Genomic DNA, 22,435 nt, shown 5'->3' with positions numbered 1-22,435 from the left:
TATATTTTTAAAATAGCAGACTGAAGTTTATTAAGATTGCATCAACTACCAATATGAAAAACATACTTATCATTCTTTCTGTTTTTGTGTTGCTTTTTTCTTGTAACTCAAAAAAATATCAAACCAGTGAATACTTTTCTAGTACCGAACAAGATACACTTTTAACAAACATCATTACTTATATCTACTTACCTGCACCGGGTGCTGATAATACCACAAAATTTGAAACACGTTTCAGAAGTTTCTACGTAAAAGCCTTACCTTTTTTTAAAATCCAAAATTATTATCAAACAGAAGATGGTTGGAATTACGTTTTCTTAATTCGTCCAGTATCATCTAGCCCAGTATTCAGACGAGGAGTATTGGCAAAATTCAAGTTGAAAGAAGGTTCATTAATGCCCGAATCTTTTGAAGAAATCATTAACACGCCTCATTTAACAGAAGAAATTGTGAAAGAGCGAGGAGGCTTTTTATTCAGAGAATTAATTAAAGATGGGAACGTAGATAAATACCTACCCATGAAACAATATATAGAATGGCCCGACGACCATTTGCAATACAACAAAGCTACTCATGAGTGGGTAACTGTCAAGCCTTACTAAGGTTTTCTCTCCGTTGAGAAACGGGGAGAAAGTCCGAAATGGATTTTCATATTGGTGTAATTATGCAAAAGCCGAAGCGTATCGCTTCGGCTTTTCTATTGTTTAGCCAAGGTATAATTATAAAGCTCTGCCACTCTAACGGTATGGAAAGGAGGAATTTCGTCTTCTAACCCTAATCGCCAATTGATACTGTTTAATAATTCTATGAAATAGGCGTTTTCAGCATATACCTTCCTTAAATTTCTTCTAGACAAAGCTATTAGCTCTCCGTCTGCTTCTTTACTAAAGTAATAAAGTTGTGTAGAGATGTCGTTACTGATGTCTAAACGATAAATGTATATACCGTCGCTGTTTATTATTTCATAGGATTTATTCCCTACGAAACGCCAATCTTTATCACCTTTATGGTAACCAAAAGCATTTTTAAAATTGTAAATACTGCTAGTATCATTTTGTACTTTAACACTGCTATATCTTTCCTTAAAAATACCCAAGTTGGTTATACTAAGTTTATGGGTTTCAAAGTCGCGAGCAGTTAGATAAATACCATCTTGTGCGGTGCTTTCCAGATAGCAGAAACAGCATAAAATACAGTATATCTTTTTCATTTTGTAATAGTTTTGTACTATACAAAAATCAGATTTAGATATTAATACATGATTAATGGTATGTTAAATGAAAGTTATCATTATTAAGTTTTGTGGCTTATATTCTGAAAAATCAAATGAACACTAGAAAACATGATGGTATAAACTAAACTTTATGCTTTAATTTTGAGTTGCAATAAAACCAATAGCACCATGAAATCCGTAAATATTAAAACCATTAAAAAAATAGCGAATGAACCCCAATATTATTAAGATTCAATCAGCAATAGAGCCCATCCGTCAACAAATTACTTCACATTCAGTTTACAAACACATCCATGAATTAGAAGATTTACAGCTTTTTATGCAAAACCATGTTTTTGCAGTGTGGGATTTTATGTCTTTACTCAAAGGCCTACAACGCCATCTTACTTGCGTAGATATTCCTTGGGTTCCTGTAGGCAATGCAAGTACTCGTTTTTTAATCAACGAAATTGTGATTGGTGAAGAAAGCGATACTGATACCGAAGGTAATACGATGAGCCATTTTGAGCTTTATTTAAAAGCAATGGCACAGGCAGGGGCAAGCACAGCACAAATCAATCAGTTTATTCAGTTAATCACTCAAAAAACATCAGTACTTGAAGCATTGGCGGAGGTAGAGGTATCTGAAAGTATTCGTCAGTTTGTAGCCTTTACGTTTGAAGTAATCAACACACAAAAGCCGCACATCATGGCAGCCGTATTTACTTTTGGGCGTGAAGATTTAATCCCTGATATGTTCGTATCGATGGTGAAAGACTTGAATAAAAGTATGCCTGAAAGGATTTCGATATTCAATTATTATTTAGAAAGACACATTGAAGTAGACGGCGACCATCACAGTCATTTAGCATTGAAAATGGTGGAAGAACTTTGTGGAGATGATGCTGAAAAATGGCAAGAAGCCGAAGCATATTCGCTAAAATCATTAGAAGTAAGAAACCAACTTTGGAGTGGAGTAGAAGTAAAGGTTAAAGAGCTTGAAAATAGTCTGTAAAGGCTTGAATCGTATATAACAAAATAAAACCTCATCCGCAGCTGCAACTTTGGATGAGGTTTTTGTATTTATTCAGTTATACTTAATTTTGAGAGCGACTAATTTACTTAAGTAATGAATACAATTTAAGTAACGTTTTTTTTTGTTGTAAATAACTGATAATTAATGGTTTGTAATGATGTAGTGACGGCGGACTATTCACCAATCACTACTTATCCCACCATACCTTAGTCGTAAATAAGTCTGGCCCTTGGCGTGTAATGGCGTCTTTGAAATTAGGATTGATTCCTAGTTCACTTAAAGGATAACGCAAACGACGTGGAATAACTCCTCCAGTTTCATTGCCTGCATAATTCACAGGCGTTAGCTGCGGATAACCAGTTCTTCTCCAGTCAGACCAAGCTTCAATATGGTTAAGCGTTGAAGCATGAAGTAAATAAAGTTCTGTATGGATAGCCTTTATTTTATCTTCTAAGCTACCACTTTCAGGATAAGTATTCAAGGCAGCATAAGCACTTACATCGCTTGCTGTAAGCGTACTTCCTACTACTGAAAGCTGATTGATGCCAGCACTTTGCCCGTCTACAAACGCTGTTTTTGCTGAACCAGTTGCCCAACCTCTTTCAATCGCCTCTGCTTTTAAGAGTTGAGCCTCCGCATAGGTCATATAAATCCAAGGAGCAGCTAGGCTCATTAAACTACTGCTTGGACGAGAATAATTATTAAGATTTTTCTCATCCAATGTATTCAAGATAATAGCATCCGTAGCATTAGGTAAGCCTCTTTGGTTTTCGATGGTTCTGTCACCACTTCTCAAACTTGAAATAACTGCTAAACGAGGGTCTTTACGAGCCTTCATAAGGTCGATAAAAGTTTTACCCCATTGTACACCCGCATTGTTCAAATTAGCAATGTTCTGACCACTTGGCCCAAGTACCCAAGAGTTAGGGTTCGAGTTAATCATCGCACCCGTATTGTCAAACTTAAGGGCAATAGTTTCGCTGTTGTTAGCAATCAAGCCACCATCTATCGCTTTTTTAACCCACGACTGTGCCGTAGCGGCATCTACTTTTTGCAATCTCATTGCCAAACGTAACATCAATGTATTGGCAGCACGTTTCCATTTATCCAAATCACCCGAATAAAGGTAGTCTGCTGTTTTAGGGATGTAAGATGTAGCATTAAATGCTTTGCCTGCTTCGTCTAATTCTTTCAGCATATCAAAATAGATGTCTTTCTGAGCATCGTATTTTGGAGAAAAATTGCCATCTAAAAATGCTTTTCCTGCTTCTGAATAGGGGATATCGCCATAAAGGTCGGTCAATCTGGCCATTTCCATTACTTTCAAGATTCTAGCCATCGACAATACGTTGACGTACTTAGCATCCTTTTTGGCAATATCAATTACATTGACCAAGCTTTTTACCGCATTGGGGTAAGAATAGTCAAAGAATGAGGTAAAGTTATTAGAGCCAGAGTTATAAAAACTCCCTCCATAGAACGTTACATCAATGGATGACATCTGTTGTACAAAGCAAGCAGCGAAACCAAAATTGATACGCCAAGCTTTGCTAGAGGCATCGCTAGAACCAGCAATAAATAATTCTGATTCTCCTAATAAATAATCAATGGGTACGGTTGATGGCGTATTAGGGTTGACATTAATTACTTCAAAATCTTTCGTACAAGCTCCCATTGATAAGATGAGAGAAGCGAATATTGTTATTTTTTTTAACATAATTGTATATTATATTAATTGAATTTTAGCTAAAAAGAATGATACTGTTGATTAAAACTTCAAGTTTAAATTCATCCCAAACGACCTTGTTGAAGGTGTTCCAGCAAACTCTAATCCTTGGGCATTCCCGTTGTTATAAGTAGACTCTGGGTCAATGATTGGCGTTTTCTTCATCAAGATTGCTAAGTTTCTACCCACGATAGAAATCGATGCTCCTTTGAATGGCAACTTGTTTAGGTATTTGCTTGGGATACTATATTCCAATACAATTTGTCTTAACTTAATAAAGTCAGATTGATAAACAAATGGTGTAGCAATACTACTATACAATCCGCTGTAATAGGCCTGTGCTTGTGCTTTTACCGTATTGGGTTCACCCGATTGCGTAACGCCGACACCCACTAAGCCACCTTCGCGACCTTGCAAGGTTTCTTTGGCTAAACCAAAACGATAAGCCAAGGCACTTGTACCAGAATAAATGTAGCCACCGAACTTGCCGTCAAACAAAACACTTAGCGTAATACCTTTGAAAGAGAAAGAGTTGTTTAAACCTAACGTATATGGCGAAACCCCTGTGCCAAAGTTTTTCAAGTCGCCTTGCATTGGATAGCCTTGTGCATTGTAAACGATGTTACCGCTAGCATCTCTTTTGAAATCATATCCTTGAATTTGGCTATAAGGCAAACCAATCGTTTGTTGAACAAAAGTAGCACCCGGTCTCGACTGGTCAACACGTAATGTATTTAAGTTGCCGTATAAGCTCAACACCTCGCTTTTGTTGTACCCCATATTGAAAGACGCATCCCACGAGAAGTCTTTAGACTTAGCAATAGCCACTCCTAGCAATAATTCAATACCGCTATTTTGAATAGCACCAACGTTGAATAAAGCACTGTTGTAACCCGAAGCACCAGAGATAGTAGCCGCTACGATATCATTTGTCGTTTTTCTGTTATAAACGGCTAAATCAATATTGACTTTATTTCTAAATAATTTTGCTTCAAGTCCTAATTCAGATGCCGTTGATGTCAAGGGCTGTAAGTTTGAATTAGGTACACGGTTTGAACTTACTTGTGCTATCGGAGAACCCAAATGAGCACCATTCAAAGCATAATATAATGTTAAATTATACGGGTCAGTATCGCCACCCGCCTGTGCCCACGAGCTTCTGAATTTTAAATAATTAATCACCTCAGGCATTTGGATAGCCTCTGATATGACAAAACTTAATCCAACAGATGGATACAAAATGCTGTTTCTGCCTGGAGCAAGGGTAGAGAACCAATCGTTTCTAGCCGTTGCTGTTAGATATAAGAAGTTATTGTACGAGAATTCAGCAGAACCATATACTGAGTTAATTCTTTTTTCGATATAAGCTTCTGATAAAGTCCTTGCAGAAGGATCAATATTTGAAATATCATAAAAGAACGGAATGTTAAAGCTATTAGAGGCACTGAATTCTGTTACTCTCGTAACTTGTCTCATTTGGTTGCCACCCACTAATCCATTCACACTGAATTTCTCTCCAAATTTCTTGTTAAAACCTATCAACAACTCTGTGTTAGTTTCAGTGAAATTACGGGTTGATACACTGTAGTTTCCTCTGAGGGCATAGCCCGTACCATAAGGTTCGATGTTTTTGTAGTAATAATTGAAATTATCAAAACCTAAACGTCCTTTTACATACAGCCATTCGTTAATAGTATATTTAGGTTCAAAAGAAGTGATGATTCTCTTTTTCTCATCATCTTGTTGAAACTGTTCTGTCGCAAAATATGGGTTTTGGGTAAATTGGTTATCAGACCATACTTTTTCGTTACCACTAGCATCCACCACAGCATTTCTTAATACATCCACGCCCAAAGAAGTAGGTAACACATACATCGTAAAGTTGGCGTTTCCTGGTGAATCGTTTACTCTTGGTCTGTTATGATTTTTTTCGATGATGTATTTTGCATTGGCTACGAATGAGATGTTTTTACCCAAGTTACCATTAAGGTTCAGGGCAAAGTTGTTTCTACGTAATGTGTTACTAGGCAAAACTCCTTTATTATTTAAATCATTCATCGAAAAACGATACGTAACTTTTTCAGTAGCGCCTGTCAGAGCGATAGAGTTTGTTAAAGTTGTTCCTATCTGATAGAACTTCTTTAAATTATCTTTAACTGCCACATAAGGTCTTTCTATACCATCATAAAACATCGCATTGCTTCCGTCCAGTTTTCCTCCCCAGCTATTTCTTGTAGCAGTCTGGGCAACTGTAGTTGGTTTTACGCCATTACTTCCTAGACCATATTCATATTGGTAATCATCATAAGATTTGATTAATAAATCCTCCGCAACAAAATTGCTGTTTATTTCTAACCCAATGCCTTTTTCTGCTTTTCCACCTTTGGTTGTTACCAAAATTACTCCGTTTGATGCTCTTGAACCATACAAAGCTGCCGCAGTAGCCCCTTTCAACACACTGATATTTTCGATTTCATCAGGGTTTAAGCTCGAAATACCATCGCCTCTGTCAGCCCCAGTCCAGTTTCCATCACGGTTTGCACCAATGTTTACTGAACCCAAGTTATCATTATTGATAGGAATACCATCTACAATAATCAAAGGTTGGTTGTTCCCAGAAATAGAACCATTTCCACGAATTACAATTCTGCTTGAGCCACTTGGTCCTGTGGCAGTTCCCGAAATATTCAAACCTGCTACTTTACCAGCTAACGTATTAGCAATATTAGTAGAACGTGCCTTTGTTAATTCCTCTCCCTTTATTTCAGAAACTGCATAACCCAAAGATTTTTTCTCTTTTTTGATACCTAGTGCCGTAACCACTACTTCTTCTAAAGCCTGATTCTCAGGAATCATTTGTACGTTGATTAACGATTTTTGAAGCACGGTAACTTCTTGTTTCTTGAAGCCAATAAAGCTAAAAACAAGCACTGAATTAGATGACTCTACCTCAATTTTATAAATCCCTTTTTCATCTGTCAAAGTCCCTTTTGAAGTCCCTTTGATTAAGATGCTTACACCCGCCAACGAAATACCTTTGTCATCTACCACCGTTCCTGAGATAATATTTTCGGCAACAACTTCAGCACTAACTTCTTCGGGTTTGGTTAATTCTTGTGCTTTGCTTTCAATCGAAACGCTCGTTTTGTTGGCTGTGGAGGGTAAAATTACATAAGAGTTTTTCTTGATTTTTTTAAAACGCAAACCCGTTGGCTGTAATACAGATTCTATGTTTTGTTCAACAGTATTCTTATTATCAATCAATGTTCTCTGTACTTCGTGGTTGGCTACCAACCCTTCCTCAAACAAGATATCAGCTTTGTAAATTTCTTTTAATTTCAATAAAGCCTCTCTTAATTTAATAGTATTTGAAGTGTTTTCTTTTTCAGTAAATTTAGATTTACTTTTCTGATTGGAATATGCCAATAGTTGTGAAAAAACCAATGAGGGAAAAATACTCAGGGCGATGCCACAACAAAGCATTCTAAGTAAAGCTTTGTTTCTCATATTGAATTCGGATTGTTTAGTGAATTTTTACGGGTTGATTATGATTAGTTTTACTCGAGTACTACTTAATTAGTAAAAGAAATGATATAAGAATTCTCTTCTTTCACTACGCTGAATTCTAGCATTTCGGCTAATACATTGACTAATTCTTCGGCATTTTCTGCCTTGAAAGCACCAGTAATGGTTCTATTGGCTAATTCTGGTGTTTGAATCTTAATGTCAACGCCAAAGTTTTCTTTGATTAAACTGGCGATTTCTTTCAAAGGGGTATTATCAAAGACAAAGCGGTGGTCTTTCCAAGAGAGCTGGGTATTGAGCTTCTCTTTATTCAATACTTGTAGGTGCAATTCTCCTTTTTTAGAAATATTCACCATGTCGCCAGGCTTCATCGTAATAATTTCTTTTTTGTTGGCAGAACTCAAAATTACTTTTCCTTTATTCAACACCACCTTTGTGCCTCGTTGTCTGGCATATACTACAAACTCAGTTCCTAACACCGTAATCTGATGTTTGTCTGGGGTATTGACAATAAACTTCATGTGGTCTAGGGTATGCTTAACTGAAAATTCTGCTTCTCCTGCCAATAGTACTTCTCTGGTTTTTATACCAAATCCCCATCTTGGAACAGATAATTGTGAGTTGGCATTTAGCGTTACTTCACTGCCATCTGATAAATGTATATTTCTTATTTCGCCAAAGTCAGTGGTGTAAGATTGATACATAATATCATCTTTTAAGAAGAAAGCCGTAGTACCAAAAACCAAGAAAACAGCGGCTGCTATCCACCATAAATTTAGTTTGGTACTTTGGGGAACAGGATTGATAATAGTAGCGTCATTTACTGGTAAAACGTTATTCTCTATACGCGCTAAGTTTTTTAAAAGCGCTATTTCAACATCAGGTAAGAACTGCGGACAGGTTCTTTCCCATTCATCGAGCCATTCAAAATACTGCTCAATATTCTTCGGTTCTTGCAACCAATCTTCAATTAATTTTTTATGTAAAGGCGAGGCGTTACCAGCGAAATAATTAAAAATCATTTCTTTGTATAGATTCATGTTGTTGATATATTTAAAAGAAAAACTATCACTTACTGTAATACATGATGATTGAAAATATCAAAAGGGAAACCAATCCATAATTTTTTAATCCCTTTCGTAACTCGGCTAATGCTTTACTTACGTGTGCTTCAACGGCTTTCTGACTAACGCCTAATTCGGTGGCAATTTCATTGTATTTTTTACCTTCAAATCTGCTCAATAAAAACACTTTTCGGCATTGCGGAGGAAGTGTGCCGATTACTCGTTCTACTTGCATATATAACTCGTCATATTCAAGTACTTTGTCAGGTTGGGGCAGGTGAGATGCACCATTCCAGTCAACAATATCATCGGTATTGTTGTTATTATACTCGCTTTTGAGGTAAGTAAAACTTCTGTTACGAACCATCGTATATAAATATGCCCTTAGCGAAGTATCAATCTGCTTATAAAGAGCCTTGTGCCAAAAATTATAAAATACCTCAGCTACGATATCCTCTGCCACCTCCTTGGAATAAACATACCTGATGGCATGGCTACACAACGGAGCATAGTATTTTCTGAACAACATCTCATAACCTTTACGAGGCTCTTCTTCCAGAATTTTTTTAATGAAAAGCTCGTTATCGATTACTTTTTGTGAAGAATCGATAAAATTATGGTTAACAGATGTCGTATCTAACAGATTCTTATTAAAATCCTTCGAATTATCTTCTATTGGTAAATTCACGGGCAAACTTTATAGTTAGTTGCACTTTCAATTAGATAGACTTTAAATTTTCATTTTACCCTACCTTGTTTTTAAAGTTTTTTTAAAATAAAATATAAGTATAGTTCAATATTGTGCTAAAGGGTATCAAAATCGTAGTATTTTTTCTGTAAATATCACTTTATTAGGGGGTTAATACAATGTTTTTTTCACAGAGAGATTACCATAAAAAAACCTCTAACATCAAGTAGATGTTAGAGGTTTTTATGATTAAACATGTTAAGGCTAATGCTTAATGAAACAATCACTTCATTTTATAAGCAGGATGATTTTTTACGTATTCATCAAACGAAAATTTACCAGAACCAATTAACCAAAAAAGACATAGAAGGAATAACACAACGATTGATAACCAAAATTCAGAATTGACGAAAGTAAAGCCGTTACTGATATTGGTAAAAAACACTGCTACAAACAAAATGGGTACTTGGAAAGCCGCCGCCAGTCGGGTAAGGCATCCTAACGCAATCATCAAGCCTCCTGCCAGATGAGCAAAGGCCACATAATGCACCGCTACGAAAGTCCAAGCATTAAAATGCAGTCCTTCAACAAGCGTTGATAAATAGGAAGTATCGCCAATGAAGCTCATTCCTTTAAATAATAGTAACAACCCCAACGCAATCCGAATAATGTCAAGCCATGCTGGGTGATGTCTATCACCCCAATTTTCTATGCTTTCAATTGTAGTCATATTGATAATTGTTTAGTTTATTGAATTTATAATAAAAATATAATATTGTCAATATTATATAGAATTATTTTGCGTAAGTAGTAGAAACTTCAAATTGGCAAGCTAGCTGACAATTGGTGAAGGGAAAAAAAGCCAAATTTGTGGTGTAATTAAACAAAAAACACGATGAAATTTCTAGTTATTCTATTCAGTATCATTAGTTTAAATATTTTTTCGCAAGACATGGCTACTCGAAAAAAACATTATTTAACAGACAAAAGTGTAGCCATTAATGGCTTCGACCCAGTCAGTTATTTTCAAGGAAAACCAGTGGAAGGGAAAAAGGAGTTTTCATACAATCAGGAAGGAGTTATCTATCATTTTGCAAGTGCTAGTAATTTGGAAAACTTCAAAAAGAGTTCCTCAAAATACGAACCCCAGTACGGCGGATGGTGTGCTTATGCAATGGGAAGTAAGGGTGAAAAAGTAACAATTGACCCAGAAACCTACAAAATTGTCAACGGCAAATTATACCTGTTTTATCATACTTTTTTTGCCAATACCCTACCAGATTGGAACAAAGATGAGGCTAACTTAAAAGCAAAAGCAGATAGTAATTGGGAAAAAATACTCAAAAAATAAAAACATGACTAGTCAAAAAAACTTTATCAGTTGGACAGCCCAAATCATTGCAGCAGTGATTTTAGCCCAAACACTTTTCTTTAAATTCTCAGGCGCGCCTGAAAGTGTACAGCTTTTTACTAAATTAGGCGTAGAACCTTTCGGGCGTTATGGCGCGGGCGTGACAGAATTAATAACAGTCATCCTATTATTAATTCCTAAAAAAGCATGGATAGGTGCTTGGTTAGGAATGGGAATAATGCTTGGTGCAATTCTGGCTCATCTTACTGTATTGGGCATAGAAAGCGACGGAGATGGAGGATATTTGTTTATCTTAGCATTAGTTACCTTATTTTGTTGTGCGATAGTAGCATATATACGTAGAGGTGACTTTTTTGCCTTTTTTTATACACTAACTTAATTAATCAACATGCAAGAGGAAGCAAAATATTGGTATCTCCACGACCATCAGTTGTTCTCGGTATTAAGCAGAGAAGAGAACCGTGCTTTGTGTTTGATTCCAAATTTTAAGACGGTTAAGAAAAACGAAATCATCTATTTTTCACATGATGACGAACAGCGACTTTATACTATCAAGAGCGGTACGCTTAAAATCATTTCGGTGGATGCTGAAGGAAACGAAACGGTAAAGGAGATTTTAAGGTCAGGAGATTTATTTGGGCAATATACTTTTGATGAAGTAGATGAAAACGAAGATGAATATGCCGTAGCAGTTTCGGAGAAAGTAGTAATATGTAGTTTTAAACTAAATGATTTTGAAAATATTGTTAGGAACAATCCACAATTGGCTATTCGTTATACCAAATTGGTAGGTTTTAAACTCAAACGCATTACGAATAATTATACGAATCTAATGTTTAAAGATGTGCGGACAAGATTTGTCTTATTTTTAAAAGATTGGGTCACGAAAGAAGGCAATGGACAAACCAAGGATATTATCGTAAAGAATTATCTTACCCACAGCGACATAGCAGGCTTAATTTGTAGTACCCGTCAAACCGTAACAATGCTATTTAATGAATTAAAGAATGCAGGGTTAATAGACTATACGCGTAGTGAAATTATTGTAAAGGATGTTCATCGCTTAGTTTAAAGATAGATGAATAAGTCGGCTCGTTCGCAATACAATGTTTTATAAAAATTGACTGACAAAGCATTAGTATTTTAAGGTGCTAAAATTATCTTTGTAGCTTAACCAAAAATAATACAAAAAATGTCAAGACAAAATATCCTTACAGGTTCACCTTGGGAAGATAAAATGGGCTATTGCCGTGCCGTAAGAATCGGAAATATTATTGAAGTATCAGGAACGGTGGCCATCGTTGATGGCGAAAATGTAAAGGCTGACGACGCTTATGCTCAAACCAATAATATCATTGAAAGAATTGCTAAAGTATTAGAAGAAGCAGGGTCGAGTTTGAGTGATGTAGTAAGAACAAGAATTTTTACTACAGACATTACTCAGTTTGATAATATCGCGAAAGCACACGGAGCCTATTTCAAAGACATTAAACCTACGACAGGCATTTATGAAATCAGTAAATTGGTTTCGCCAGATTACTTAGTAGAAATTGAATTTACGGCGATTGCACAGTAAAATATCAGAAGACTTAGCCATAAAAAAAGCCTCGATGAAAATCGGGGCTTCTTTGCTTTTTTAATGCGTATGATAGTAAAACGCTGAACGTTTATGAAAAGTTTTACGTTTGAAAAATAGTTAAATTATTTTTCATTAAAATTTATGAAACAACAAACTATTTATGAAGTAGCCGTAATGCCGATTGGTTCGTTGAATGCTATCAGAGAAAAAGAGACTGTTTTAAGCTATTTCTCGAACCTCAGTAAGTGTTTAGACCAAGTGATATCATCACTAGTGATTAATGGTTGGGAAAGTAAAATAAATTATACGGCTGTATACAGAAGCTTGAAAGAGAAAGGGAAATACACTACAGAGTTTAGAATAGCCAACAATAAGGTTTTTAAAATAGTAATTACGCCCAGAACCATAAATCCATCTTTGACGATGTTGGGGATAGAAGAGAAACCTTAGGTAATTTAGTGATTGAGCGAATGGTGATTTAGTGATTTTTTTTAGTTGTGAATTAGTGATTATTTTCTAATTGTGATTGAATAAGCGGTGTGTAGTTACGATTGTGATATTGTGAATAACTACATGAGAAAGATTTGCCATTAAAATGACTCACAACTCACTAATTCACAACTAAAAAAATCACTCAATCACTAACTCACTCATTCACAATTAAATATTATACGGGTTTTCGGCTTTTATTTGCATGAAATTTTCTGGTTTGTCTAGTGCTTTAAAACCATATTGTGCATAAAGGCCTTGGGCATCCAAAGTAGCCAATATCCATCTGCGTAGTCCTTGCAAATCAGGATGTTTCAACACAGTTTCAATCAAGAACTTAGAAAGTCCATTACCACGGTATGTTTCCAATACAAAAACATCGGCTAGGTAAGCAAAAGTAGCCAAATCACTAGTGATTCTACAAAATCCTACTTGAACCAATTGATTTTCTGTTTGATGATAAATACCAAAAGCCATTGAATGGTCGATAGAACGTTGAACGATTTCAATAGGAATACCTTTAGCCCAATACGAGTGGTTGCTTAGGTAGTCATGAATGACATTGATTTGCAATTTTGATTTATCCGTAGAAATCAAAAAGTTATCCTTTTGTACTTCAAACATGATTAGAAAATGCTAAAATTAGTTTTCAAAATTTAAACTAGCCTCTTTTTGTAACAAAGCTTTGTCAATCGGCACAACGCCTAATGATTCGCAGACTAATCCACCGCCTAAATTAGACAAACCTGCTACTAGCTGTGGCGTTAACCCCAACGCTATACAACAAGCCGCAATGGAAATAACGGTATCGCCCGCTCCAGAAACATCGGCAATTTTACGAAAGTAGGCAGGGTAATGTTTTTTCTCGTCTTCAAAATCAATATAAACACCCCTTTCAGAAAGAGTGATAAACGCACCTTTTAACTGCAAAGTATCCTTTAGTTTACTCACCGCATTTTCTAGCTCTTCGGTTTTCTTTACATCAAAAGTAATGTCTAAACCCTCGCGTAATTCTTTTAGATTGGGCTTGAAAAGAGTCGCTTGTTGATAATGAAGAAAATTGCGTTTTTTAGGGTCGACTACGGTAGGAATATTATGACTATTGGCAAAATCAATGATGTCGGCAATAAGCCCTTTAGATAAGACACCCTTGTCGTAATCTTCAAAGATGATTACGTCGGCATCTTTAGCCAATTCTTTTATTTTCTCGGTGAGTAATTCGTTTTCCGTATCATTAATCAAGGCATCCGTTTCGGTATCAATGCGCACAATTTGTTGCGAGCCTGCTATAATTCTTTCTTTGACAGTAGTAATTCTGGTATCAGATTGAATAATTCCATCTGTTGATAAACCTCTTTCTTGCAAAAGGTTGATTAAATCATTTCCATAAGTATCATTGCCAATCACCGAGCAAATAATCGCTTCAGCACCCAGGCTTTGTACATTCATTACTACATTGCCAGCACCCCCTAAGCGAACTTCACGATTGAGTACATTTACTACTGGTACTGGAGCTTCTGGCGAAATACGTTCTACTTTTCCCCATGTGTAAGAATCAAGCATTACGTCGCCAATAATAAGAACTTTTAATTGATTAAATTGATTGAATATCTCAGAGATTGTCATAATAACAAGGAAATAGATTCTAGTTGTACGGGTAAAAGAAAAGAAGTTTCTTGCCTACAAAATTAGGGCATTTTTGGTAGAATCAAACGGAAAAGGTTTTTTCGGTTTACCCACCAATCGTGGTCATTGATTCTGTGATGATACTTTTGCGATTGCGTTCGGCCTCAAAACCATCTTTAGGGCGATTGCTAAAAACATGGATAAAAGTATCTTTGAGTTCTGTGTCAGAAATACCATTTCTTAGTAAATCTCTGATATTCAGTACACCATCATCGTAAAGACAAGTTTTCAACTCGCCCGTAGCGGTTAAACGAATGCGGTTGCAAGTGCCACAGAAGGTACGTGAAAATGCCGCAATAATTCCGATATTACCTTGATGATGCGGAATTTGATAATTGTATGAGGTTGAGTTGGGAGCATCAACCAATTTTTGTAAATCAGGATATTCGCTTCTGATTTCTTGTAAGATACGAGTAGCATTCCAATGAAGTTTTGGATAGTGGGCACCCTCGCCATTAAAAGGCATTTCTTCAATAAAACGGATTGAAACATTATTATCTTTAGTCAATGCTGTTAGTGGAATAATGTCTTGGGTATTTTGCCCGTCCATTACTACAGCATTTACTTTTACTTCAAAACCAGCATCTAATAATTGAAAAAGCGTTTCATATACTTTGTCGAATTCATCTCTGCGGGCAATTTCAAAAAAACGTTTTTTATCTAAAGTATCCAAACTCAAATTGATAGAACGAACCCCTATTTCTTTCATTTGGCGAATGTACTGTCCCGTAAGAATACCATTCGTAGTAATGTTAAGCTCAGTAATGCCTTCAATTTCAGAAAGCATATACATGAAATCAATCATATTATGGCGAACAAAAGGTTCGCCCCCTGTGATGCGTACTTTCGAAACACCTAATTCAGACAATACAGAAACGGTTCGATGCATTTCTTCATAAGTCATCAATTTTGATTTATGAAGGTACTTTACGCCCAATTCAGGCATACAGTAAAAGCAACGCAAATTACAACGGTCAGTCACAGCCAAACGCAAATACGTAATTGGTCGACCATGATTATCGTAAATCAAGGTTTGGTTAGGTTGCTTTTTGTTTTGAGTGATCATTCCGTAAATTCGTCTCTTTGTTGAACAAATTTAAGTAAATAACCTTAGCGAATATAAAAACATTCAATTGTTATCGTATAAAAGGTAATATTTAGCCAATAATATGAAGTACAGTATAAATCTTTTCGGTATTACTAAAGAAATAATTGGTAGTACATTGATTGAAATAGAAATGCAGGAGTCTGTTAATGTAGCGCAACTGCTAGAAAAGCTAAAAGACGATTATCCAAAGCTGAGGGCGATAAAATCGCTATTGGTGGCAGTAAACAGCGAGTATGCAGAGCAGGATTTGACCTTAAATGTCAGAGACGAAATAGCATTGATTCCGCCCGTAAGCGGAGGGTAATAAAATAGCCTTTGATTTTACAATTATATTGAAAATCAAAGGCTACTTACTTAGATACCATTTGAGGACTTTATGGTAGCATTCAAATTTTTGATTCTTCTCTCGTAGCGATTAATAATTTCACGTTTCTGACTAGCGTGAAGTCTACGCTCTTTCATTATTTTGCTAGATAATAACTGAATATTTTTATCTTGCTTTTTGATGTGCGTATTTAAAGTACTTACTTGAGTTTCATACCCTTCAATTTTTTTCTGAGTTTCTACTTTATAAGCCTTAAATTCTTCAACTTTTAAATCTACGTCTTTAAACAGATTTACCATTTTTAAAGAATCTTGCTTATAATTGTTTCTGATATTGCCTATTTCAACAAAATAAGAGCGATATCTTTTCTCTTGGGCAAGTAACTCGTCAGACAGCGTTAATGTTCTAGACCGTAAATCTCTTACTTCAACTTGTGAGCGTTTAAAGTTTTCATTAAGTCTACTTTTTGATCCGTCAAGTTCTTTGTACTTTTTGCTACTAACACAAGAAGATTGACTTAAAATAAGGGCTATCATAATTACAGAGGCCGGAATAATATTTGTTTTCATGTGTTTTAAAATTGATGGCGATTTTAGGTTAAAAACAATTTTTTTAGTTTAAATAGCAATGGTACATAAACTCATTCCATTTTTAATATTATGAATGAGGGTAAATGGCTATTCAATTTTTTTAACGAATTTGTTTAGCCTTAAAATGCTTATTTGGACAAATAAACTTTACAAAAGTTTATTTTGTATTTAAAATAGATGTCGTATTAAATACTACTTAAAATACCTAACTATGAATAAATCAAAATTAGTATTAAGCAATGGCTAGTAATAAATGGAAAGAAAATGATATATGCAAATTAAGGAAAATATAATTTATTCAACAAATATTTTAGGTAAAAACAATCGTTAATCATCAAAAAACTGCACTTTTCAAAAAATAAAATGCTCAATTAGTGTGGTATAATATTTACTAAATAGCTATGTTTATATGTTATCCTATGTTAATATAACTGATTCGATTTTTAGCATTGTTACGTATATATAATAGTTTTAGAGTGTGCAAAAAAATGACGAATATGAACATACGACGTATAACTACAAATTATTGTGGATGCAGTCATGTCCTTTTTTTTCTGAAATGATACTGATATTATTTATTCATGGAATTTTGATGAAAACACTCTCCATAAAGCATCGTGTGCCTTTATAAAGAAAACAAAATTTTATTTGTACATTCATGGACGAACCTAGTGACTAATAAGCGATTTATTTTTAATAAACTTTACACTTTTCAACACTTTGTGACGATATGGATATTTGTGAAAATGAGGGCTACAAAATGCCACCAAAAGTTATTGCAGATTTAGTGACTGCAAACGTAACACCAAGTGTAAGTGTTGATTCAAAAGGGGAATGGATGGTGCTGCTTCAACGTTCGGCTCAGCCATCAATAGAACAATTAGCCCAACCTGAGCTTAAACTAGCAGGCCTGAGAATTAATCCTGCCAACAATGGGCCAAGCAGAACAGCTTATTTTGTGAGCATCAAATTGAGGAAAGTGCTAGGTACAGCCGAGGTCATCATTAAAGGGTTGCCTGAAAAACCATTATTAAGCTATGCAAGCTGGTCGCCAGATGATTCTAAGATAGCTTTTTGTAATTCAACACCTGATAGAATAGAGCTTTGGGTGCTTGATATTGCCACGGCAACGGCAAACAAAGTAACAGACTTAGGAATGAATGCTGTCTTTGGACATCCATACGTCTGGTTATCTGATGGTAAATCTTTGATAGCCAAAACTGTTGACCCGCATCGTGGAAATCCTCCTCAGAGAAAAGCAATACCTTCAGGGCCTACCATTGTTGAAAATTTAGGGAAGACCAATCCGAGCAGAACGTATCAGGATTTGCTTAAAAATGAAAGTGACGAAAAACTTTTTGAGTTTTATGCCACATCTGTTATTGTGAAGATTAACCTTGCAGAAGAGGCTGAAACAATCATTGATGCAGGCATTATTCGCACAGCCATTACTTCACCCAATGGGAAGTATATTCTAGTGAAAACCATTCATCGACCTTTTTCTTATCTTGTTCCTCACAATCGTTTTCCTCAAAAAATAGACATTTTTGGAATAGATGGGGTATTGGTGAAAACTTTGGTAGATAACCCATTGATAGAAAACGTTCCGATTTTATTTGATGCCGTTCAGAAAGAACCTCGTGGATTTAACTGGCGAGCTGATGTGCCAGCTACCATATATTGGGTTGAAGCCCAAGATGATGGTGACCCTAAAAATGAAGTAACAATTCGAGATAAAGTATTTGCTTTGTCAGCACCCTTTACGGGAAATTATAATACAATTGCTGAAACGAATTATCGCTATGCAGGCATCATCTGGGCTAATGAAACATTAGCTTTGATGGAGGAATATTGGCATAAAACCAGAAGAGTAATTACAAAAATTATTGATCCAAGCGGACAACAAGCAGTTCAAATTTTATTCGACCGTTCTTCTGAAGATAAATACAATGAGCCGGGTAATCCATCAACGAAAAAAAACCAATATGGTAAATTGGTGATGGATGTACAAAAGGACAATAACGTATTTATGACAGGGGATGGAGCATCTGCGGAGGGGGATAGACCTTTTGTAGATATTTTAAACCTAACTACGAAGGAAACAACTCGGTTGTGGCGTTCAGAAGCACCGTTTTATGAAAGACCAATCTCTATTCTGGATAATGACAAACAAATTGTGCTGACTGTCCGAGAATCCAAGCAAGATAATCCCAATTATTTTGTCAGAGATTTGCTTAATAAAAATATCACACAGCTTACTTTTTTCCCGCATCCTTATCCAGCATTAAAAGGAATAGCCAAACAAGTATTAAAATACAAACGACCAGACGGAGTAGAGCTTACGGCTAATCTTTATTTACCAGCCGATTATCAAAAAGAACAAGGAGCCTTGCCTTGTTTGTTAGAGGCTTATCCCCTAGAATTTAAGGATAAAAGTAATGCGGGGCAGATTTCAGGTTCGCCTTATGAATTTACCTCTATTTATTGGGGTTCGCCGATATTTTGGGTAACCCAAGGCTTTGCTATTTTAGAGGGAGCTTCGATTCCGATTGTAGGTGAAGGAAATGTGGAACCCAATGATACCTATCTGGAACAATTAGTAGCAGGGGCGAAAGCAGCCATTGATGAAGGGGTTAGTCTAGGCGTAGTAGATTCAAATAGAGTGGGCGTTATGGGGCATTCTTATGGGGCTTTCATGGTGGCTAATTTATTATCACACAGTGATTTGTTCAAAGCTGGCATTGCTAGGAGCGGGGCATATAATAGAACATTGACTCCCTTTGGTTTTCAAGGAGAAGAACGTTCGATTTGGCAAACTCCTGAAACCTATCACAAAATGTCGCCATTTAATTATGCCGATAAAATGAAAACGCCTTTGCTATTGATACATGGCGAAGCAGATAACAATATGGGAACTTTCCCTATGCAGTCAGAACGATATTATAATGCCTTGAAAGGATTAGGAGCAACGGTGCGTTATGTCCAATTGCCTTATGAAAGCCATGGATACCAAGCCAAAGAATCTATTTTACACATGCTTTGGGAAATGAATACTTGGTTGACTACTTATGTGAAGGAAGTAAAAATGGTAGAAATGAATGTTGTTTAGTACTAATGCAAAGTCCATCGAAAGATTTTTCGATGGACTTTGTGTTTGAAAGCTATTTAATAAAACTATATAGAAAAGGAGCTTTGTGAGCCTTGCCTAAAAATTGCTTTTCGTGCCTTTTTAAAATATCCAAACCCAATATTTGTCGTTGGAAAGTAGTTCTACGAATCTTTTCTCCTAAAATCGCTTCATAAACTTGCTGGTATTGTTTCATGGTAAACTTTTCGGGTAATAAATTAGCCCCAACCAATTTTTTATTGATGTTGTCTCGAAGCGTCTCCAAGGCTTTCTGTACCATTTCATCGTGGTCTAACATCAGAGGAGGCAATTCATTAACGGGATACCACTCGCATCTATCAGATAATGTATCTGGTTGTGGGTTTACTTCATTAAAATTGATTAAGGCATAATATCCCACCGAAATGAAACGCTCTAAAAGCCAATGCTCTTCGCCCGAGTTTAAATGTCCATTATTTAACATTATCTGTTCTATAGTTGCTGGAACAAATCTTTCTAAAGAACCAAAAGTATGAAACTGTTCGAGATAAATATTTTCTAAACCCGTTCTGTCGTGCAAACCTCTTCTTACAGCATCATTTAAGCTTTCATGTTCTTTGACAAATCCTCCGGGCAATGCAAAGAGTTTCGTATTGTGATACTCTAAAATAAGAATCTTCAAAGTCTCTCCGTCAAAACCAAAAATGACTGAATCGTAGGCAATATGAGGCAAAAAGCCTGATTCTTTTGCGGTGTTTGCATACTTTTTATGAATAGCCCTTTTTGTCATTTTTAAAAAATAATAAGATTTAATTGTATTTTTCTATAAATCACTTTATTATTGTCACAAAATGAGACAATAAGTTCAATCTTTCGTAAAACTAACAAATAAAATGAAATTTAGCATCAGACTGTTATGCTTACTCTGTGTATTAATGAATCTAAACATTACTGCTCAATCGCTCAAAAACGGATATGTATTGCCTATTCAAGCCAAAACGGTGAATGGCATTGTAGAAGGTGAATTTGATGTTCGTACGAATACGCATAGTTTCAAGGGTATTCCTTTTGCCCAGCCACCCATTGGTGATTTAAGGTGGAAAGAACCTCAGCCTGTCAAAAACTGGACGGGCGTTTTGGAAACTAAGCAATTTGGCCCTAAAGCCATTCAGCCTGCTATTTTTGGAGACATGGGCTTTAGAAGTAATGGCATGAGCGAAGATTGTTTATACTTAAACGTGTGGACACCCAAAGTAAGTAGTCAGGAAAAATTGCCAGTGTTAGTATATTTCTATGGCGGAGGCTTTATCGCAGGGGATGGCTCTGAACCAAGATATGATGGCGAAAGTATGTCGAAAAAAGGAATCGTTACGGTTACTTTGAATTACAGATTGGGCATTTTTAGTTTTTTCTCACATCCTGAGCTTACCAAAGAATCTTCTCATAAAGCTTCAGGTAATTATGGCTATTTAGATCAAAACGCGGCGTTGAAATGGGTAAAAGCTAATATTGCTAATTTTGGCGGAGATCCTAACAAAATTACGATAGCAGGCGAGTCTGCTGGTTCAGTTTCAGTAAGTGCGCAAGTGGTTTCGCCATTATCTAAAAATTTAATTGCAGGTGCTATTGGCGAAAGTGGCGGATTAGTTTTCCCAACATTAGCAGCTGTTACTTTACAAGAAGGAGAAAAAATAGGGGTTGCTTTTGCTCAAAAAGCAGGAGTGAGTACTTTGAAAGAATTGCGTGCAATGACAACCTATGAGGTTTATCAGAAAATGATGGAATTTGGGGTATGGAATTTCAAATCAACGCTTGATGGATACTTTTTGCCAAAAACATTACCAGAGATTTACGCTAGTAAAGAACATGCTAATGTACCATTATTACTAGGTTGGAACTCGGAAGAAATGAATTATAAGGCTTTAACAAAAGGAAAAGAAGCTACTGCGGAAGTGTATACCAATACCGTAAAAGAATTGTACGGAGATAAAGCACAAGAAGTGTTGAAATTATACCCTGTAGGTACAGCCGAAGAAACAGAACAGTCGGCAACGGCATTGGCTGGCGACCGCTTTATTGCTTATTCTACTTGGAAATGGTTTGACGAACACCGCAAAAATAGCACACAGCCAGTATATCGTTATTTTTATGCACATCCTAGACCCGACATGAAAGCGCAAGACCTTGAGGCTGCCTTAGCTGGGGGAGTAGTGAAAAGAGATAAGAATGCACCGAAACCACCAAAGCCAAAAGGTGCTGTTCACTCAGCAGAGATTGAATATGCTATGGGTAATTTAGCAGGCAATACTACTTATGATTGGAACGAAGACGATTATAAAGTGTCGCAAACGATGCAAAATTACTTTGCCAACTTTATTAAAACGGGAAATCCGAACGGAGCAGGTTTAGAAAATTGGCCAGTGGCTAAAGACGAGGCTAATCCAGATGTGATGATTATTAAAGTACAATCAAAAGCCATCAAAACGCCAAATGACAATCGTTATTTGTTTTTAGACAAAGAGTATCAGAAGAAATAAGAATATCAAAAGAAATAAATAGTGAAAATTTAAAGGACTGTCTTAATAAGTAATATCCATCCAAGAAAATTTGAAGATATTATATATCGAGACAGTCCTTTTTAGTAATAGTATAAGGTCTAGTATCTAGTGTCTTAAATTCTAGTATCTTTAGTCTAGCATCCTTTAGTCCTAAATCCTGCAATCCTATAGTCTTAACAGATAAACACTAATATTTTAACTAAATCTAAGAATAGTTACAATTTTAAAAATGATTGCAAAAAATAGTGTTAATGAATCCTTAAAATTTGCTTTTTTCAAAGTTATATCTGTAATTTTGCTTACAGAAAAATAACCCATCTTTAATTTTTTTTTAATCTGAGATTTATTGCGAATTCTTACCAGAACCATT

The 22,435-nt window shown here is 35.8% G+C and carries 21 protein-coding genes; 10 read left to right on the top strand and 11 right to left on the bottom strand.

Annotation, left to right across the window (positions count from 1 at the left end; translation table 11 throughout):
* The first annotated feature begins 53 nt into the window (after nt 1-53).
* Nucleotides 54-602, top strand: a complete 549-nt coding sequence (locus tag AC1RNE_RS09555; protein ID WP_492800764.1) for a hypothetical protein — start codon at nt 54-56, stop codon at nt 600-602.
* Nucleotides 603-697: 95 nt separating this feature from the next.
* Here the strand turns inward: AC1RNE_RS09555 and AC1RNE_RS09550 are convergent, their stop codons facing one another.
* Nucleotides 698-1,210, bottom strand: coding sequence for a hypothetical protein (locus tag AC1RNE_RS09550; protein WP_492800763.1), 513 nt, complete (start codon nt 1,208-1,210; stop codon nt 698-700).
* Nucleotides 1,211-1,442: 232 nt separating this feature from the next.
* Here AC1RNE_RS09550 and AC1RNE_RS09545 point away from each other — a divergent pair, with 232 nt between their 5' ends.
* A complete protein-coding gene (locus AC1RNE_RS09545) occupies nt 1,443-2,228 on the top strand; it encodes a DUF3050 domain-containing protein (protein WP_492800762.1) in 786 nt (261 codons plus the stop codon).
* 208 nt (nt 2,229-2,436) lie between these two features.
* Here the strand turns inward: AC1RNE_RS09545 and AC1RNE_RS09540 are convergent, their stop codons facing one another.
* The 5 genes from AC1RNE_RS09540 to AC1RNE_RS09520 form a co-directional block, all read right to left on the bottom strand.
* Complete coding sequence (locus tag AC1RNE_RS09540) at nt 2,437-3,966, bottom strand: SusD/RagB family nutrient-binding outer membrane lipoprotein (RefSeq protein ID WP_492800761.1); 1,530 nt, start codon at nt 3,964-3,966, stop codon at nt 2,437-2,439.
* 51 nt (nt 3,967-4,017) lie between these two features.
* Nucleotides 4,018-7,482: a SusC/RagA family TonB-linked outer membrane protein gene (locus AC1RNE_RS09535; RefSeq protein ID WP_492800760.1), complete on the bottom strand. Its 3,465-nt coding sequence runs from the start codon at nt 7,480-7,482 to the stop codon at nt 4,018-4,020.
* A gap of 65 nt (nt 7,483-7,547) precedes the next feature.
* Nucleotides 7,548-8,540, bottom strand: a complete 993-nt coding sequence (locus tag AC1RNE_RS09530) for a FecR family protein (protein WP_492800759.1) — start codon at nt 8,538-8,540, stop codon at nt 7,548-7,550.
* A gap of 28 nt (nt 8,541-8,568) precedes the next feature.
* Nucleotides 8,569-9,252 carry an RNA polymerase sigma-70 factor gene (locus tag AC1RNE_RS09525; RefSeq protein ID WP_492800758.1) on the bottom strand — a complete coding sequence of 228 codons (684 nt, stop codon included), beginning with the start codon at nt 9,250-9,252 and terminating at the stop codon, nt 8,569-8,571.
* A gap of 283 nt (nt 9,253-9,535) precedes the next feature.
* The gene (locus tag AC1RNE_RS09520; protein ID WP_492800757.1) at nt 9,536-9,982 is read right to left on the bottom strand and encodes a DoxX family protein; all 447 of its coding nucleotides are present in this window, start codon (nt 9,980-9,982) and stop codon (nt 9,536-9,538) included.
* 165 nt (nt 9,983-10,147) lie between these two features.
* Here AC1RNE_RS09520 and AC1RNE_RS09515 point away from each other — a divergent pair, with 165 nt between their 5' ends.
* The 5 genes from AC1RNE_RS09515 (at nt 10,148) to AC1RNE_RS09495 (ending at nt 12,653) form a co-directional block, all read left to right on the top strand.
* Nucleotides 10,148-10,603, top strand: a complete 456-nt coding sequence (locus tag AC1RNE_RS09515; RefSeq protein ID WP_492800756.1) for a YHS domain-containing (seleno)protein — start codon at nt 10,148-10,150, stop codon at nt 10,601-10,603.
* Nucleotides 10,604-10,607: 4 nt separating this feature from the next.
* Entirely contained in the window at nt 10,608-11,003 is a 396-nt protein-coding gene (locus AC1RNE_RS09510; RefSeq protein WP_492800755.1) for a DoxX family protein, read from the top strand.
* A gap of 9 nt (nt 11,004-11,012) precedes the next feature.
* Nucleotides 11,013-11,696, top strand: coding sequence for a Crp/Fnr family transcriptional regulator (locus AC1RNE_RS09505; protein WP_492800754.1), 684 nt, complete (start codon nt 11,013-11,015; stop codon nt 11,694-11,696).
* 120 nt (nt 11,697-11,816) lie between these two features.
* Entirely contained in the window at nt 11,817-12,200 is a 384-nt protein-coding gene (locus AC1RNE_RS09500; RefSeq protein WP_309915403.1) for a RidA family protein, read from the top strand.
* A gap of 144 nt (nt 12,201-12,344) precedes the next feature.
* A complete protein-coding gene (locus tag AC1RNE_RS09495; RefSeq protein WP_492800753.1) occupies nt 12,345-12,653 on the top strand; it encodes a hypothetical protein in 309 nt (102 codons plus the stop codon).
* Nucleotides 12,654-12,863: 210 nt separating this feature from the next.
* On the opposite strand, the gene AC1RNE_RS09490 is transcribed toward AC1RNE_RS09495, so the two are convergent.
* The 3 genes from AC1RNE_RS09490 to moaA all read right to left on the bottom strand — a co-directional run bounded on the left by AC1RNE_RS09490 (nt 12,864) and on the right by moaA (nt 15,408).
* On the bottom strand, nt 12,864-13,316 hold the full coding sequence (locus tag AC1RNE_RS09490) for a GNAT family N-acetyltransferase (protein WP_492800752.1): 453 nt from the start codon (nt 13,314-13,316) through the stop codon (nt 12,864-12,866).
* 18 nt (nt 13,317-13,334) lie between these two features.
* Nucleotides 13,335-14,318 carry a bifunctional heptose 7-phosphate kinase/heptose 1-phosphate adenyltransferase gene (locus tag AC1RNE_RS09485; RefSeq protein ID WP_492800751.1) on the bottom strand — a complete coding sequence of 328 codons (984 nt, stop codon included), beginning with the start codon at nt 14,316-14,318 and terminating at the stop codon, nt 13,335-13,337.
* 106 nt (nt 14,319-14,424) lie between these two features.
* Nucleotides 14,425-15,408 (bottom strand): GTP 3',8-cyclase MoaA, encoded by a 984-nt coding sequence (gene moaA, locus AC1RNE_RS09480; RefSeq protein WP_492803622.1) that lies wholly within the window; start codon nt 15,406-15,408, stop codon nt 14,425-14,427.
* Between the two features lie 139 nt (nt 15,409-15,547).
* Between moaA and AC1RNE_RS09475 the strand changes: the two genes are divergently transcribed.
* A complete protein-coding gene (locus AC1RNE_RS09475; protein WP_492800750.1) occupies nt 15,548-15,790 on the top strand; it encodes a MoaD/ThiS family protein in 243 nt (80 codons plus the stop codon).
* A gap of 50 nt (nt 15,791-15,840) precedes the next feature.
* On the opposite strand, the gene AC1RNE_RS09470 is transcribed toward AC1RNE_RS09475, so the two are convergent.
* Nucleotides 15,841-16,380 carry a hypothetical protein gene (locus tag AC1RNE_RS09470; protein WP_492800749.1) on the bottom strand — a complete coding sequence of 180 codons (540 nt, stop codon included), beginning with the start codon at nt 16,378-16,380 and terminating at the stop codon, nt 15,841-15,843.
* A gap of 781 nt (nt 16,381-17,161) precedes the next feature.
* On the opposite strand from AC1RNE_RS09470, the gene AC1RNE_RS09465 reads away from it, so the two are divergent.
* The gene (locus tag AC1RNE_RS09465) at nt 17,162-19,510 is read left to right on the top strand and encodes a S9 family peptidase (RefSeq protein ID WP_492800748.1); all 2,349 of its coding nucleotides are present in this window, start codon (nt 17,162-17,164) and stop codon (nt 19,508-19,510) included.
* Nucleotides 19,511-19,562: 52 nt separating this feature from the next.
* On the opposite strand, the gene AC1RNE_RS09460 is transcribed toward AC1RNE_RS09465, so the two are convergent.
* Nucleotides 19,563-20,297, bottom strand: coding sequence for an NUDIX hydrolase (locus AC1RNE_RS09460; protein ID WP_492800747.1), 735 nt, complete (start codon nt 20,295-20,297; stop codon nt 19,563-19,565).
* 103 nt (nt 20,298-20,400) lie between these two features.
* Here AC1RNE_RS09460 and AC1RNE_RS09455 point away from each other — a divergent pair, with 103 nt between their 5' ends.
* Nucleotides 20,401-22,044: a carboxylesterase/lipase family protein gene (locus AC1RNE_RS09455; protein WP_492800746.1), complete on the top strand. Its 1,644-nt coding sequence runs from the start codon at nt 20,401-20,403 to the stop codon at nt 22,042-22,044.
* Nucleotides 22,045-22,435: the final 391 nt, after the last annotated feature.

The organism is Arcicella sp. GW822-FHT02H01, from assembly GCF_058802005.1.
The sequence above is the reverse complement of the archived record's forward strand: the minus strand, read 5'-3'. Positions and strand labels throughout refer to the sequence as shown.